The sequence below is a fragment of the Amycolatopsis sp. cmx-8-4 genome, assembly GCF_046548675.1.
Classification (GTDB): Bacteria; Actinomycetota; Actinomycetes; order Mycobacteriales; family Pseudonocardiaceae; genus Amycolatopsis.
The window spans coordinates 62,461-77,008 of record NZ_JAEBDZ010000016.1; the positions used below are offsets into that span (position 1 = coordinate 62,461).

14 protein-coding genes are annotated in these 14,548 nt (G+C 71.9%); 7 read left to right on the forward strand and 7 right to left on the reverse strand.

Annotated features, from left to right (window positions below):
• Nucleotides 1–37: 37 nt before the first annotated feature.
• From ACLJQZ_RS30105 to ACLJQZ_RS30125, 5 genes are all read left to right on the forward strand, one after another.
• Complete coding sequence (locus ACLJQZ_RS30105; RefSeq protein WP_410623233.1) at nt 38–1,249, forward strand: PucR family transcriptional regulator; 1,212 nt, start codon at nt 38–40, stop codon at nt 1,247–1,249.
• Nucleotides 1,250–1,454: 205 nt separating this feature from the next.
• A complete protein-coding gene (locus tag ACLJQZ_RS30110; RefSeq protein ID WP_410623234.1) occupies nt 1,455–2,378 on the forward strand; it encodes an ACP S-malonyltransferase in 924 nt (307 codons plus the stop codon).
• Complete coding sequence (locus tag ACLJQZ_RS30115) at nt 2,375–3,358, forward strand: beta-ketoacyl-ACP synthase III (protein ID WP_410623235.1); 984 nt, start codon at nt 2,375–2,377, stop codon at nt 3,356–3,358. The genes ACLJQZ_RS30110 and ACLJQZ_RS30115 overlap by 4 nt, the downstream gene beginning before the upstream one ends.
• A gap of 70 nt (nt 3,359–3,428) precedes the next feature.
• A complete protein-coding gene (locus ACLJQZ_RS30120; protein WP_004559006.1) occupies nt 3,429–3,674 on the forward strand; it encodes an acyl carrier protein in 246 nt (81 codons plus the stop codon).
• 28 nt (nt 3,675–3,702) lie between these two features.
• Nucleotides 3,703–4,953 carry a beta-ketoacyl-[acyl-carrier-protein] synthase family protein gene (locus ACLJQZ_RS30125; RefSeq protein ID WP_410623236.1) on the forward strand — a complete coding sequence of 417 codons (1,251 nt, stop codon included), beginning with the start codon at nt 3,703–3,705 and terminating at the stop codon, nt 4,951–4,953.
• 51 nt (nt 4,954–5,004) lie between these two features.
• On the opposite strand, the gene ACLJQZ_RS30130 is transcribed toward ACLJQZ_RS30125, so the two are convergent.
• Both ACLJQZ_RS30130 and ACLJQZ_RS30135 read right to left on the reverse strand, forming a co-directional pair.
• Nucleotides 5,005–5,598 carry a hypothetical protein gene (locus ACLJQZ_RS30130; protein WP_410623237.1) on the reverse strand — a complete coding sequence of 198 codons (594 nt, stop codon included), beginning with the start codon at nt 5,596–5,598 and terminating at the stop codon, nt 5,005–5,007.
• 52 nt (nt 5,599–5,650) lie between these two features.
• Nucleotides 5,651–6,154, reverse strand: a complete 504-nt coding sequence (locus ACLJQZ_RS30135) for a DUF3145 domain-containing protein (RefSeq protein WP_247062565.1) — start codon at nt 6,152–6,154, stop codon at nt 5,651–5,653.
• Nucleotides 6,155–6,419: 265 nt separating this feature from the next.
• On the opposite strand from ACLJQZ_RS30135, the gene ACLJQZ_RS30140 reads away from it, so the two are divergent.
• On the forward strand, nt 6,420–8,873 hold the full coding sequence (locus tag ACLJQZ_RS30140; protein WP_410623238.1) for a hypothetical protein: 2,454 nt from the start codon (nt 6,420–6,422) through the stop codon (nt 8,871–8,873).
• A gap of 1 nt (nt 8,874) precedes the next feature.
• On the opposite strand, the gene ACLJQZ_RS30145 is transcribed toward ACLJQZ_RS30140, so the two are convergent.
• A complete protein-coding gene (locus tag ACLJQZ_RS30145) occupies nt 8,875–10,269 on the reverse strand; it encodes a dihydrolipoyl dehydrogenase family protein (protein ID WP_410623239.1) in 1,395 nt (464 codons plus the stop codon).
• A 139-nt stretch (nt 10,270–10,408) separates the two neighbouring features.
• Between ACLJQZ_RS30145 and ACLJQZ_RS30150 the strand changes: the two genes are divergently transcribed.
• Nucleotides 10,409–10,897, forward strand: a complete 489-nt coding sequence (locus ACLJQZ_RS30150; RefSeq protein ID WP_410623240.1) for a histone-like nucleoid-structuring protein Lsr2 — start codon at nt 10,409–10,411, stop codon at nt 10,895–10,897.
• A 32-nt stretch (nt 10,898–10,929) separates the two neighbouring features.
• Here the strand turns inward: ACLJQZ_RS30150 and ACLJQZ_RS30155 are convergent, their stop codons facing one another.
• The 4 genes from ACLJQZ_RS30155 to ACLJQZ_RS30170 are packed head-to-tail and all read right to left on the reverse strand — an operon-like array spanning nt 10,930 to nt 14,526.
• Nucleotides 10,930–11,721: a lipoate--protein ligase family protein gene (locus ACLJQZ_RS30155; protein ID WP_410623241.1), complete on the reverse strand. Its 792-nt coding sequence runs from the start codon at nt 11,719–11,721 to the stop codon at nt 10,930–10,932.
• The gene (locus ACLJQZ_RS30160; protein WP_410623242.1) at nt 11,718–13,106 is read right to left on the reverse strand and encodes an NAD(P)(+) transhydrogenase (Re/Si-specific) subunit beta; all 1,389 of its coding nucleotides are present in this window, start codon (nt 13,104–13,106) and stop codon (nt 11,718–11,720) included. The genes ACLJQZ_RS30155 and ACLJQZ_RS30160 overlap by 4 nt, the downstream gene beginning before the upstream one ends.
• The gene (locus ACLJQZ_RS30165) at nt 13,103–13,417 is read right to left on the reverse strand and encodes an NAD(P) transhydrogenase subunit alpha (protein WP_247062553.1); all 315 of its coding nucleotides are present in this window, start codon (nt 13,415–13,417) and stop codon (nt 13,103–13,105) included. The genes ACLJQZ_RS30160 and ACLJQZ_RS30165 overlap by 4 nt, the downstream gene beginning before the upstream one ends.
• Nucleotides 13,414–14,526 (reverse strand): Re/Si-specific NAD(P)(+) transhydrogenase subunit alpha, encoded by a 1,113-nt coding sequence (locus tag ACLJQZ_RS30170; protein ID WP_410623243.1) that lies wholly within the window; start codon nt 14,524–14,526, stop codon nt 13,414–13,416. The genes ACLJQZ_RS30165 and ACLJQZ_RS30170 overlap by 4 nt, the downstream gene beginning before the upstream one ends.
• Between the last annotated feature and the right edge of the window lie 22 nt (nt 14,527–14,548).

Consider the following 14,548-nt stretch of genomic DNA (forward strand, 5'->3'; position numbering starts at 1 on the left):
GCTACGAAAGTTGCGGGCCCCGTAGGATCGCGTCGAAATGGCCGAACCCACCACACGGCGTGTGCCGAAGCACCACGGACTGTCCGCGAAGACGCTCCGGCGGCTGGAGCACGCGTCCGGCAGCCTGGCGAGCGCCAGCATCGCCGTCATGGAACAGCGGCTGCCGTGGTTCGCCCGGCTGCCCGCCGACCAGCGCGCGAGCGTTCTGCTGATCACCCAGGCCGGCGCGGCGGGATTCGTCGGCTGGCTGCGGGACTCCAAAGAGGCCTTGAAGCTCACCACCGAGGCGTTCCGCGACGCGCCGGCCGAGCTGTCGCGGTGGGTCAGCCTGCGCCAGGCCGTCGGCATGGTCCGGCTCGCCATCGAGGTTTTCGAGGAGCAGCTGCCGGACTTCGCGGCGAACGAGGGCGAGCGGGCCGCGCTGATCGAGGGAATCCTGCGCTACGGCCGGGAAATCGCCTTCGCCGCGGCCAACTCCTACGCCGCCGCGGCCGAGGCGCGCGGCGCGTGGGACGCCCGGCTGGAGGCCCTGGTCGTCGACGGCATCGTCCGTGGCGACGCCGAAGAGTCCGTTCTCTCGCGCGCGACGGCGCTGGGCTGGGACCCGACCGCCGCGGCGACGGTCCTGGTGGGCAACCCGCCGTCGGAGGACCCGCCGACGGTCGTGTTCGAGGTCCGCAGCCGCGCCGCCCGCGTGGGCCGGCCGGTGCTGCTGTCCGTGCAGGGCTCGCGACTCGTGGTCGTCATCGGCGGCGCGACCGAAGGCGGGGTGAAGGAACGCGAGATCCTCGGCCGGATGTCGGTGGCCTTCGCCGACGGCCCGGTGGTGGCCGGCCCGACGGTCCCGACGCTCGCGGAGGCGCACCACAGCGCGACGGAGGCGTTGTCCGGTCTGCGGGCGGTGGTCGGCTGGCCGGGCGCGCCCCGCCCGGTGCGCTCGGCGGACCTCCTACCGGAACGCGCGCTCTCGGGCGACGCCGAAGCCGAGCGGCTGCTGGTCGACACCATCGCCCGCCCGCTGGAGGAGGCCGGCCCGACGCTGCAGCGCACGGTGGAGGCCTACCTCGAGAGCGGCGGGGTGCTGGAGACGTGCGCGAAGACGCTGTTCGTCCACCCGAACACGGTCCGCTACCGCCTGCGCAAGGCGGCGGACCTGACGGGCTGCCAGCCGACCGACCCCCGGGACGCGCTGGTGCTGCGGATCGCGCTGGCGGTGGGCCGGCTGGCCCGCGCCCGCGGCCTCTGGTGACCGCTCCCCGCGCCGTCCGCGACCCTCTCACGAGAGCCCCGTCACGTGATGGACTTAACAGCGAAAGGTGATTGAACCCGACAAGGCTTCCGGGTTACGCGCGAGGTGGTGCGGCGCGTCTTTGGAGGGTTCCGACAAAGACGCCGGGCAGACACTGTGAGCGTCGGCATCCCGCGAAAGTGCCCGCGCCGTGTTGTCTTAGAGGGTGACGTCAGCAGTGCTCGCTCCCGGCCAGGGATCCCAGGCCCCCGGTATGTTCACGCCCTGGCTCGACCTCGACGGCGCGCGCGAGCGCGTCGCCCAGTGGTCCGAGCGCGCGGGGCTCGATCTGCTGCGCCTCGGCACCGAAGCCGGCGCCGAGGAGATCCAGGACACCGCGATCGCGCAGCCGCTGATCGTCGCGTTGTCGCTGCTCACCTTCGAGCACCTCCAGGCCACCGCGCCGGTCCCCGATGACGCGCCGGTCGCCGGGCACTCGGTGGGGGAGCTGGCCGCCGCCGCGATCGCCGGGGTGCTGAAGCCCGAAGAGGCCGTCGCGCTCGCCGCCGTCCGCGGGGCCGAGATGGCGAAGGCGTGCGCGATCGAACCGACGTCGATGGCCGCGGTGATGCTCGGGGACCCCGAGCAGGTCGTCGCGTGGCTGGGCGAGCGGGGCCTGACCGCGGCGAACCGCAACGGAGCGGGGCAGATCGTCGCCTCCGGCGCGGCCGACGCGATCGCGAAGATCGTCGCCGAGCCCCTCGAAGGCACGAAGATCCGCGCCCTCAAGGTCGCCGGCGCCTTCCACACGCGCTACATGGCGCCCGCCGAAGAGGCGCTGCGCGCCCACGCCGCCGAGCTGACGCCGGCCGATCCGACCCGCCCGCTACTGTCCAACGCGGACGGCGCCGTCGTCACCAGCGGGGCCGAGTACCTGGAGCGGCTCGTCGCGCAGGTCACCCGGTCGGTCCGGTGGGACCTGACGATGGACGGCCTGGTCTCGCTCGGCGTCACCCGCACCGTCGAACTCGCGCCCGCGGGCACGCTGACCGGCCTGGTCAAGCGGCAGCTCAAGGGCGTCGTCACCACTACCACCGCGCTGAAGACGCCGGCCGAACTGGCGGCGCTGCGCCAGGAGGACGCCTCGTGACCGACCGACCGGCCCTGAGCCTCAACCCGGGCTCCCGCGGCAGCCGCGTGCTGGGCGTCGGCAGCTACCAGCCCGAGCGGATCGTCACCAACGACGACCTCTCGAAGACCATGGACACCAACGACGAGTGGATCCAGACCCGCGTCGGCATCATCGAGCGCCGCTTCGCCGAGAAGGACGAGCTGCTCACCGACATGGCGGTCGCCGCCGGCACCGCCGCGCTGGCCGACGCCGGGGTCGACCCGTCCGAAGTGGACACGGTGATCCTGCCGAACTGCACGATGCCGACGCAGATCCCGAACGCCGCCGCGCAGGTCGCCGCCCGGATCGGCATCCCGAGCCCCGGCGCGTTCGACCTCAACGCCGCGTGCGCCGGGTTCTGCTACGGCCTGGGCGTCGCGTCGGACCTGATCCGCGCGGGCTCCGCCAAGAAGGTCCTCGTGATCGGCGCCGAGAAGCTCACCGACTCGGTGAACCCGGCCGACCGCGCCAACGCGATCATCTTCGCCGACGGCGCGGGCGCCGCGGTCGTCGGCGCGTCCGACGAGCCGCTGATCGGCCCGGTCTCCTGGGGCAGTGCCGGCGACCTCGTCGACCTGATCGGGATGACCGAGGACAGGTTCATCTACCAGGAGGGCCAGTCGGTCTTCCGGTGGGCGACCACCCAGATCGCGCCGATCGCGCTGCGCGCGCTCGAGGTCGCCGGGCTGAAGGCGTCCGATGTGGACGTGCTGATCCCGCACCAGGCGAACCTGCGCATCGTCGAGGCGATCGCGAAGAAGCTGCGGGCCAACGGCGCCCGTGACGACATGGTCGTCGCCGACGACATCAGGTACTCCGGCAACACCTCGTCGGCGTCCATCCCCCTCGCGCTGGACCACATGCGCAAGGCCGGGACGGCGAAGTCCGGCGACGTGGTGCTGGCCGTCGGGTTCGGCGCGGGCTTGTCCTACGCCGGGCAGGCGTTCATCTGCCCCTGACCGTTACGCTCCCGGCGGGCACTCGCCCACCGGACAAGACCCCAAGTAAGACCGAGAAGGGAACTACCCCATGGCTGACAACGCTGAGATCCTCGCCGGCCTCGCCGAGATCGTCGAAGAGGTGGCCGGTGTGGCTCAGGACGACGTCACCGCCGAGAAGTCGTTCGTCGACGACCTGGACATCGACTCGCTGTCGATGGTCGAGATCGCCGTGCAGGCCGAGGACAAGTTCGGCGTCAAGATCCCGGACGACGAGCTCGCCAACCTGAAGACCGTGGGCGACGCCGTCAACTACGTGTCGGCCAACTCGAAGTAAGTCCTCTTCCCTCCTTGAGGAGACACCCATGAGCAACATCGACGTCGTGATCACCGGTCTCGGCGCCACCACACCGCTCGGCGGGGACGTGACGTCCACCTGGGACGGTCTGCTGGCCGGGCGGAGCGGGGTCCGGACGATCGAAGCCGACTGGGTCGAGGAGCTGCAGCTGCCGGTCAAGATCGGCGGCATGCTGGCCGTCGATCCCTCGGAAGTCCTGCCGCGGGTCCAGGCCCGCCGGATGGACCGCTGCGAGCAGGTCGCGATGATCGCCGCCCGTCAGGCGTGGGCCGACGCCGGCTTCACCGAACCGACGGACGAGCACACCGACGTCGACCCCGACCGCCTCGGCGTGTCGATCGGTACCGGCGTCGGCGGTCCGGTCACCCTGCTCACCCAGAACGATCTGTTGCACCAGCAGGGTCTCCGCAAGGTGTCGCCGCTGACCGTGCCGATGCTGATGCCGAACGGCCCGGCCGCGCACGTCGGCATCGACCTGAAGGCACGGGCCGGGGTGCACTCCCCGGCCTCGGCCTGTGCCTCCGGCGCCGAGGGCATCGCGAGCGGGGTCGAGATGATCCGCTCCGGGCGTGCCGACGTCGTGGTCGCCGGGGGTGCCGAAGCGTGCATCCACCCGATCACGCTCGCCGGGTTCGCCCAGGCCCGCACGGTGTCCACGCGCAACGACGACCCGGGGGCCGCGTCGCGGCCGTTCGACGCGAACCGGGACGGCTTCGTCCTCGGCGAGGGCTCGGGCGTGGTCATCCTGGAGCGCGCGGACCTGGCGAAGGCCCGCGGGGCGCGCGTCTACGCGACGATCGCCGGGCACGGCATCACCTCGGACGCCTACCACATCACCGGCAACCACCCCGAGGGCATCGGCCAGATCGCCGCGATGCGCGCGGCGATGAAGATGGCCGGCGTCACCCCGGCGGAGGTCGGACACGTGAACGCGCACGCGACGTCCACTGTGGTCGGTGACATCGGCGAGGCGGCGGCGATCCGCAAGGCGGTCGGCGACCACGCGATCGTCACGGCACCGAAGGGTTCGATGGGTCACCTGGTCGGCGGGGCCGGCGCGGTGGAGGGGATCATCACGATCCTCTCGCTGTACCACGGCATCGTGCCGGCCACGATGAACCTGACCGACCTGGACCCGCGGGTGCAGCTGGACGTCGTGTCGGGCGAGCCGCGCAAGGTCGAGCTGACCGCGGCGATCAGCAACTCGTTCGGGTTCGGCGGGCACAACACCGCTCTGCTGTTCACCCCGGCGGCCTGAGCACGCTGACAAACGAGAAGGGGCCCGGCTTCGGCCGGGCCCCTTCTCGTTTCAGCACTTCTGGTGTTCGGGGGGCGGGCCGTTGTCGACGGCGGCGATCTTCAGCGCGGACTTCTCGATGACCATCGGCAGCACGAGCCGCCACTGGATGCACGGCTCCGGGAACCACGCCGGGGCGTCTTCGACCGCCTGCCGGCTCCGGAAGCCGACCAGGACCCGCAGCGACGTGCCGGAGCCGCGCTCGATCCGGTAGACGACGGCTTCGCTGTCCTTTGTGGTCTTGATGCCGTCCTTCCACGTGCCGAGCGGCTGCTGCGCCACCCGCTCCGTGGTGACCACGGTCATCCACCTCGAGTACTGCTGGGTGTTGATGGCCGAGAAGTACGTCTCCAGCACCTTGCGCACCTCGTCGGCCCGCGGGTGCGACTGCGCGTCCGGCGTCATCCCGACGATGTCGGCACCGGTCGGCTGGCTGCCGGTCGCCGGCTGGGGCACCGTCACCGGCGCCGACGTGTCGCCGGTGGGCTGGTCGGGACGGCGGTAGAGCTCGCGCGCGAGCAGGCCGCCGCCCACGGTCACGGACAGCACCACGACCACGACGGGCACCAGCCAGCGCTGGCGGGGGCTGGAGGCGGGGGTCGTCACGCGGAAGAGCGTACCGGCCCCGCCACCGGTCCCGTGCTGCCGGAGTCCGGTGTCAGCCGACCTGGTGCAGCCAGGTCACCGGAGCACCGTCACCGGCGTGACGGTACGGCTCGAGCGCTTCGTCCCAGCTCGCGGCCAGGAGTTCGTCGAGCTTGTGCGCCAGCGACTCGCCGCCGCGGGTCATGCTCACGAGTGCGCGCAGCTGGTCCTCGCCCACCACGATGTCGCCGTTGGCGCTGGTCCGTCCGTGCCACAGGCCGAGCCCGGGCGCGAAACAGAACCGCTCGCCGTCGACGCCCGCGCTGGGCTCTTCGGTGACTTCGAACCGAATCATCGGCCACGCCTTGAGGGCCGCCGCCAATCTGGCGCCGGTGCCCGCGGGCGCGCGCCAGCCGCATTCGGCGCGAAGCTGACCCGGACTGGCCGGCTGCGCCGTCCACTTCAGGTCGACTCGGGCGTTGAGGGTGCCCGAAATAGCCCACTCGACGTGCGGACACACCGCAGACGGCGACGAGTGGACGTACACCACACCTCGGGTGCTGCCACGGGTGCTCACTGCTACCTCCGCTTGCTCGACGAGGGACGTCTTCCCCTACGCCCTGAAATCGAGCTGCGTGGCCTCAGTGCGGCTCCCGAATACCGCCTCCGATGCGTTGTAGCACATTCTGCACCCCAACCGTGCTGTTTGGCCACATGAACACCACAAGTCACCCGCAGCACCACTTTCGGTGGGACGCGGCCGCGTCGTCCCCGTGTCGCGCCTCGGATACGACCGGGCGCGCTAGCGTGATGCTCCGGAACGACGAGCAGGGGAGATTTCGGTGCGACTGGTGCGCCTCGAGCGGCAGCAGTCCCGGGTGGCGGACGACATCCGGGCGGCGCTGGCGTCCCTGGGCCGCGGCAGCACCGTCGTCGGCGGGATCGCGCTGATCGGCGTCGGGACGGTGACGGATCGCCCGGTCGAGGCGGTGGTTCTGCTGCCCCACGGCGTGATCATCGTCATCGGCGTCGACCTGCCGGACCCGGCGCTGCGGCTGGAAGCCCCGCTGGGCGCGGAATGGAAGGCCGACGGCTGGCCCCTGGTGGCCGACGACGACGCGATCAACCCGGCGACGGAGGCCCTGGACCTGTCCCAGGTGTGCGAAAGCCGCATCGCGGAACTGGTCCCCGGCACGGCGCCGGTGGGCACGATCGTGGCGGTCGGCCCGTACGTGGAGACGGTCGACCAGCCCGCGAGCGACCTGGCGGGCCCGGTGCGGGTCCTGCACCCCACCCCGACGACGATGCTGGCGGCGGCGGTCTCCCTGGCGACGGCCCACCGCCCCCGTTCGGTCGACCAGGTGCGCGCGCTGATCCGCGGCCTGGCCCCCGACGTGCCCGACTTCTCGGACGAAATCCTGCTGGGTGAGGGATTCAGCCGGTTCAGTGACGACACGCCGCCGGAGTCCCTTTGGGACACTGCGCCCCGGTCGGCCGCGACCGTGGCCACCGCCCGGCCACCCGCGGGCTGGCGAACCGAGACCCCGGTGACGCCGACTGCAAGTGGCCGAACGCAACTGGCCGACCCGCCGGCAACGCCGGCCGAGGCCGATCACGTCCTGGATCACGCGAGTTCCGGCGTGGATCACGCAAGTTCCGCGCCCGATCACGCAAGTTCCGGTTCGGAGCGCGCGAGCGTGGAGTCGGAGCCCGCGAGTTCCGCCCTGGATCACGCGAGTGTCGAACCGGATCACGCGACTGCCACCCAGGATCGCGCGCCGAGCCCGAGGCTTGCACCCGCGGACGAGCCCGGCACGGCCACAGACTCCGCCGCAGCCGAAGGCCTTGGCACTCTTGGCATCCCAAAGTCCGCCGAGCCCAGCGTGTCCGCGGATTCCGCCCCGGTGAAGGCTTCCGCAACGGTTTCGGAATCGGCGATTGCTCCCGACACCACGAAATCCGCGGCCGAGACCGACACTTCGGCGAGTTCTCCCCCGGCACGGACCCTTGCCGTGGCCCAGAACACAGCCGCGGCGACCAGCACACCCACGGATCCCGCTCCGACGCAGACCTCCGCGATGACTTCGGACACCACCGCCGAGCCCACCACTTCCGCCCCGGCGCAGACTCCCGCCGCGGCTCAACACACCGTCGCGGCCGTCGGCGCCACAAAATCTGCCGCCGAGCCTGGCGCCGCCAACGGTTCCGCCTTGGCGCAGTCCGCTGCCGCCGCGCAAAACACGTCCGTGGCCTCTGGCGCTGCGCAGTCCACCGGAGGCGGCACCGCTCCGGCCACCGCTCAAAAGGTGACCGCGACTTTCGCCGACGCCACAGCCTCCACGGTTTCCATCCCGGCACCTACCTCCGCGACGATTTCGAGCGCCGCAACCCGCACCAGCCCCACGAAATCCGCCGAACCCGAGACCTCTTCGGATTTTGCGGACTCCGAACGCACCGAGACCCTCGCCAAACCCCTCACGGCCCTGCCCGTCTTCCCCGGGGCCGACCAGATCCCGCTCTACCGCCCGGGCGCGGACACCGAGCGGACCGAGTCCCTCGACCCGCCCACCAGCACCAGCACCAGCACCGAGACGCTCCCGCACCCGACGGCTGCCCCACCTCCCCCGCCGGAGTCCTACCCGCACTCCCGGCCGAGCCCCGCCCCGCGGCAGAAACCCGCGGCGCCCACCTCGCGGACCGTCCGGTGGCTGCCGCTGGGGGCGATCGGGTTGCTGGTCGCGCTGGTCGTCGCCGCGGTGGTCGTCGCCACTCGCGGGGACGACACCGCCGCCGCGCCCGTCACCTCGCCGCCGACGCCCGCCGGCCGGCCGGTCTCGCAGCAGCCGGCCAGTGTCGCTCCCGCGCAAAGCCTGCAGTTCTCGCTGCGCGCCGCCGACGGGGACCAGCGGTGCGCGTCGCACGCCTTCGGGGACGCGCAGGCCAGCCTGCAGCAGACCAGCTGCTCGGGCGTGCGGCGGGCGAGCTACGCCACGACCGTCGACGGCCGGGCCGGCGCGGTGACCATCGGCATCGTCGCCTTCCCCGACGCCGCGCAGGCCGCCGCCTTCAAGGCCGTCGCCGACACTCCGGGCGGCGGCGGGATCCTCGACCTCGCCGCCGAGACCGGCAAGTGGGGCACGCCGGCGCCGCGGTTCGAGAACGCCGCCTACACCAGCCGGCTCGAAGGCACGTCCGTCCGGGTGGTGCAGGCGGTGTGGGTGCCGGGACCGTCCACTGCGGACGATCCCGGCCTGGTCCGGGCAGCGAAGGCCGCCCTGGACCTGCCCGCGCGGTAGCTCAGAGCCCGTAGGCCTCGAGCAGCCGCAGCCACACCTCGCTGATCGTCGGGAACGCCGGCACCGCGTGCCACAACCGGTCGAGCGGCACCTCGCCGACGATCGCGATCGTCGCCGAGTGCAGCAGCTCCGAGACGTCCTGGCCGACGAACGTCACCCCGAGCAGCACGTTCCGCTCGGTGTCGACGACGATCCGCGCCTTGCCTTGGTACCCGTCGGCGTGCAACGACGAGCCCGCCACCGCGATGTCGATGTCGACGACGCGGTCGTTCGAGCCCTCGCGGGCGTCCGACAGGCCGACGGAGGCGACCTCCGGGTCGGTGAACACCACCTGCGGCACGGCGTGGTGGTCGGCGGTCGCGGTGAACGGGCTCCACGGCGAGGTGTCGACCTTCTCGCCCTTCGCCAGCGCCGCCACGGTGTCGCCCGCCGCGCGGGCGCCGTACTTGCCCTGGTGGGTCAGCGGGGCGCGGCCGGTGACGTCGCCGGCCGCGAACAGCCAGTCACCGTCCACTGCGGACACCTTGCCGGTGTCGTCGACGGTCAGCGCGCCGCCGGCCTCGACGCCGAACTTCTCCAAGCCGAGCCCGGCCGTGCCGGGACGCCGTCCGGTCGCCACCAGGAACTCGTCGACGACGAGCACCTCGCCGTTCTTCAGCGTCAGCTCGGTGCCGCTCTCACCCGCGGCGACGCGCTCGACACCCGACATCGTGTGGACCAACACGCCCACCTCCCGCAGGCCAGCCAGCACGAGGTCGCCGACGAACTCCGCGTTGCGCGGCAGCGGACGCTCGCCGGTGATCACCAGGTGCACCTCCGCGCCGAGGGTCGCCCAGGCCTGCGCCATCTCGACGCCGACCACGCCGCCGCCGAGGACGCCGAGCCGGGCCGGCACGGCCGAGGCCGACGTCGCCTCGCGCGAACCCCACGGCCGGATCGTGTCGATCCCCGGGATCTTCGGGGTGTTCGGGACGCTGCCGGTGCACACGATCACCGCGTGCCGCGCGGTCAGGACGCGGTCGCCGTCCACGGTGACCTCGCGCTCACCGGTGAGGACGCCGTGCCCGCGGACCGGCTCGATGCCCGCACCGCGGGCCCATTCGACCTGGCCCGCGTCGTCGCCCTTGCCGGTGAACCAGTCCCGGCGGGCGAACACCTGTGCCGGGTCGACCGCGTCGCCGACGGGCACCCCCGGGATCCGTTTCGCCGCGGCGAGGAGATTTCCCGGCCGCAGCAAGGCCTTGCTCGGGATGCAGGCCCAGTAGGAGCACTCGCCCCCGAAGCGTTCGTGCTCGACGAGCGCGACCTTCAGGCCCCCGCGAGCCGCTCGCTCGGCGGCCACTTCGCCCACCGGGCCCGCGCCGATCACCACTACGTCAAAAGTCTGTCCGGACATGGCATCAGCGCACACCACCACGCGGGATCACGCAAGCCAACGGCTATCCTCGTCAGGAAGCCGCAAGCTGTCGGCGGCCCCGGAGTGTCGCCGAATCCCGGGTGCCGCGCATCACACGTTCGAGTACGGGAGGTTTGTCGTGGCCAGGAACACGGCTGTGCGGGTGCTGGATGACCTGACCGGCGAGGCCGCGGGGGAGACCGTCGGGTTCGCGCTGGACGGCATCGACTACGACATCGACCTCTCCTTCGCCAACGCCGAGGCGCTGCGCGTGCTCCTGCGGCGCTACGCCGACGCCGGCCGCCGCAGTGGTGGCCGCAAGCGCCGGCCGCGGCTCGTCCCGGGCGCGAAGAAGCCGCGTGCGAAGGCCACCCCGAAGACCGCGAAGCCGGTCGCCGGACGTCGCACCGCCGTCGTCACGAAGGCCTCCCCGGCGCGTGCCACCAAGGCGACGCCGAAGGCCGCCGCGGCCAAAGCCGCCCCGGTGAAGGCGGCCACCCGCGCGAAGACCACCGCCGCCGAGCCCGCGAAGCCCACTCGCGCCCGGAAGACGGCGGAGCCGAAGAAGACGACCCGCGCGTCCGCCCGCAAGGTGCCGACCGTGACGTTCTCGGCGGCCGAGAAGTAAGTCCACAGTAGACGGAAGGGCCTTCACGGCTTTCAGGCCGCGCGCTGGGCGCCGTCCGCGTGCCAGGACGGGTAGCGGTAGCGGGTGTGCAGCAGAGTCCGCTGCCGGGTCAGCTCGGCCGCGGACGGCGGGCGCGGCACGAACGTCCCGAGCAGCTGCGACGCCGCCGCGCGCACCGCGGCTTCGACCGCCGGGAAGCCGGGCCGGAGGCCGTGGTCGGCCAGTGACGCGACCGGGCTGCGGTGGGAGTCGAGCGGGCGCGGGTCCGGCGGCGCGCTCGTCAGGTACCGGCCGACGAGGGCGGCGGACGTCTCGACCAGCAACGTCGAGTGGGCCAGGAGCCCGCCTTTGGTGCGGAACACGGCGAAGCCGCACAGCTTCGCGTCCTCGACGAACAGGCCGCGGTCGCCGATCCGCGGCACCAGCCCGAGCTGGTCGACGGCGGCGCTCATCACCTGGCCGAGCGCTTCGAGGGGCCGCTCGGGCGGACCGGGCTGTGACATTCGGGGCTTCGCCCCGGCCGGGGGCTCCGCCACCCGGACCCCCGAAAGCGGCAGGACCAGCGTGACGTTGAGGTTGCCCGGGTCGTGGAACACGGTGCCGCCGCCGCTCGCGCGCCGCAGCACCGGGACGCCGTCACGCTCGCACGCCTCGACGTGCACCTCACGCGCGATCCGCTGGCCGCGCCCGACCACGACGCACACCGGGTTGCGCCAGAGCCACACGACCGGTGACTCCGGCGCGACCCGGAGGAGCGCTTCGTCGAACGCGAGGTTCTCGGCCGGGTCGGTGAACGCCGCACGCACATCCGACCCGCTCGTCATAACGCCTTGAGTTCCTCCACGATCTCGCCCACCGACGTCTTGGCGTCGCCGAAGAGCATGCTGGTCTTCGGATCGTAGAACAGGTCGTTGTCGATCCCGGCGAAGCCCGAGCTCATGCCGCGTTTCAACACGATCACGGACCGGCTCTCGTTGACCTTGAGGATCGGCATCCCGTAGATCGGCGAGGTCGGGTCGGTCTGCGCGGCCGGGTTGGTGACGTCGTTCGCGCCGATCACCAGCGCGACGTCGGTCTGGGCGAACTCGGAGTTGATCTCGTCCATCTCCTTGAGCTGCTCGTACGGCACGTCGGCCTCGGCGAGCAGCACGTTCATGTGCCCGGGCATCCGACCGGCGACCGGGTGGATCGCGTACTCGACCGTGATGCCCTTCTTCTCCAGCAGCTTCGCCATCTCGCGGACGGTGTGCTGCGCCTGCGCCACGGCCATGCCGTACCCCGGCACCACGACGACCTTGCTGGCGTACGCCATCTGGATCGCCGTGTCGGCCGCGCTCGTCGACCGCACCGGGCGCTCTTCCTTCGCGCCCCCGCCGGACGCGATCGCCGGACCGCCGCCGAAGCCGCCCGCGATGATCGCCGGGATGGACCGGTTCATCGCCTTGGCCATCAGGTTGGTCAGGATCGAGCCGGACGCGCCGACGATCATCCCGGCGACGATCAGCGCCGTGTTGTCCAGCGCCAGGCCCATCGCCGCGGCCGACAGCCCGGTGAACGCGTTGAGCAGCGAGATCACCACCGGCATGTCCGCGCCGCCGATCGGCAGCACCACGGTGAGGCCGAGGATGCCCGCCGCGACGAGCAGCCCGACGATCAGCAGCCAGGAGTCGCCGCCGGCGACGATGACCACCGCGCAGCCCAGCGCGATCAGCAGCAGCAGCGCGTTGATCGGCTGCTGAAGCTTGCCCATGCTGATCGGGCGGCCGCTGATCAGCTCCTGCAGCTTGCCGAACGCGATGTTCGAGCCCCAGAAGGAGATCGACCCGATGATCGCGGCGAACAGCGACGCGATCGCGATGTACATGGGTTCGTGCGCGTAACCATCCGTGGAGTTGAACTCGACCCACGCGATGAGCGCGACCGCGCCGCCGCCGACGCCGTTGAACAGCGCCACCATCTGCGGCATCGCGGTCATCTTGACCTTGCGCGCGGACGGCACGCCGACCAGCGCGCCGATCGCGACGCCGAGGACGATGAGCAGCCAGTTGCCCATGCCCGGGGTGAGCAGGGTGGCGAGCACCGCGACGCCCATGCCGACCGCGGCGATCCAGTTGCCGCGGACCGCGGTGCGCGGGCCGGTGAGGCCCATCAGGCCGTAGATGAAGAGGGCGAACGCGACGATGTAGAGGATCGCGACGAAGTCGGTCACTTCTCGTCCTCCTCGTCGGCGGGTGCGGGCTTCTTGGCCTTGAACATCGAGAGCATCCGGTCGGTGACCAGGAAGCCGCCGACGACGTTGATCGTGCCGAAGGCGATCGCGATCACCAGCAGGATCTTGTTGAACACGCCGTCGACGCCGAGGCCGAGCACGACCAGCCCGCCCAGCAGCACGATCCCGTGGATCGCGTTGGTGCCGGACATCAGCGGCGTGTGCAGGGTGTTGGGCACCTTGGAGATGACGGCGAAGCCGACGAACCCGGCGAGCACGAGCACCGCCAGGTTCTGCACGAGTGGGCTCACGCGACGCTCCCTTCGCGCCCGGCCACGCAGGCACCGGCGACGATCTCGTCCTCGAAGTCCAGCTTCAGCTCGCCTTCCTTCGTCACGAGCAGTTCCAGCAGCTCGGTGACGTTGCGGGCGTAGAGCTCACTGGCGTGCGAAGGCATCTCGGCGGGCAGGTTCAGCGGGGACGAGATGGTGACGTCGTGCTCCACGACGTCCTCCCCCGGCTTGGTCAGCTCGCAGTTGCCGCCGCTCTCCCCGGCCAGGTCGATCACGACAGACCCAGCGGGCATGCCCTTGACGGCGTCCGCGGTGACCAGGGTGGGCGCCTTGCGCCCGGGCACCAGCGCCGTGGTGATCACGACGTCGAACCGGGTGATCGCCTCGGTGAGCCGGCGTTGCTGCTCCTCGCGCTCCTCCGCGGTCAGCTCGCGGGCGTACCCGCCTTCGCCGACCGCTTCGATGCCGAGGTCGAGGAACTGCGCGCCGAGCGACTTGACCTGCTCGCCGACCTCGGGCCGGACGTCGTAGCCGGTGGTCTGCGCGCCGAGCCGCTTCGCCGTGGCCAGTGCCTGCAGCCCGGCGACGCCGGCGCCGAGCACCAGCACCTTCGCCGGGGGCACGGTGCCGGCCGCGGTGGTGAGCATCGGGAAGAACCGCGGGAGTTTCTGGGCCGCGAGCAGCACCGCGCGGTAGCCGCCGATGCTGGCCTGGGACGACAGCGCGTCCATCGCCTGGGCGCGGGAGATCCGCGGGACCGCCTCCATCGCGAACGCGCGGAGACCGGCCTCCTCGAGCTTCGCGAGCCCGTCCGGGTTGCCGCGCGGGTCGAGGAAGCCGATGAGCACGGTGCCCCGGCCCAGCTTCGCGACCTCCCCCGGCGCGGGTGGGTTCACCTTGACGACGACGGGTGCGCTCCAGGCGTCGCCGAGTTCGGCGCCGGCCTGGATGAACGCGTCGTCGCTGAGGTACGCCCCGGCCCCGGCACCCGGCTCGACGAGGACGCGCAGACCGCGTTGCGCGAGCCTCCCGACGAGTTTCGGCACCATGGCCACCCGGCGCTCCCCGGGGCGTGACTCGGTCACCACACCCACGGTGAGCTGCTGATGCTGTTCGCTGTCCGCCACACGACCTCCTCATCGGCGAGGA

Excerpts from the sequence above, each read along its gene's own strand:
- ACLJQZ_RS30145 (WP_410623239.1), bottom strand. The coding sequence starts at position 10,269 with ATGTCCGGACAGACTTTTGACGTAGTGGTGATCGGCGCGGGCCCGGTG.
- ACLJQZ_RS30125 (WP_410623236.1), top strand. The coding sequence starts at position 3,703 with ATGAGCAACATCGACGTCGTGATCACCGGTCTCGGCGCCACCACACCG.
- ACLJQZ_RS30155 (WP_410623241.1), bottom strand. The coding sequence starts at position 11,721 with ATGACGAGCGGGTCGGATGTGCGTGCGGCGTTCACCGACCCGGCCGAG.
- ACLJQZ_RS30105 (WP_410623233.1), top strand. The coding sequence starts at position 38 with ATGGCCGAACCCACCACACGGCGTGTGCCGAAGCACCACGGACTGTCC.
- ACLJQZ_RS30120 (WP_004559006.1), top strand. The coding sequence starts at position 3,429 with ATGGCTGACAACGCTGAGATCCTCGCCGGCCTCGCCGAGATCGTCGAA.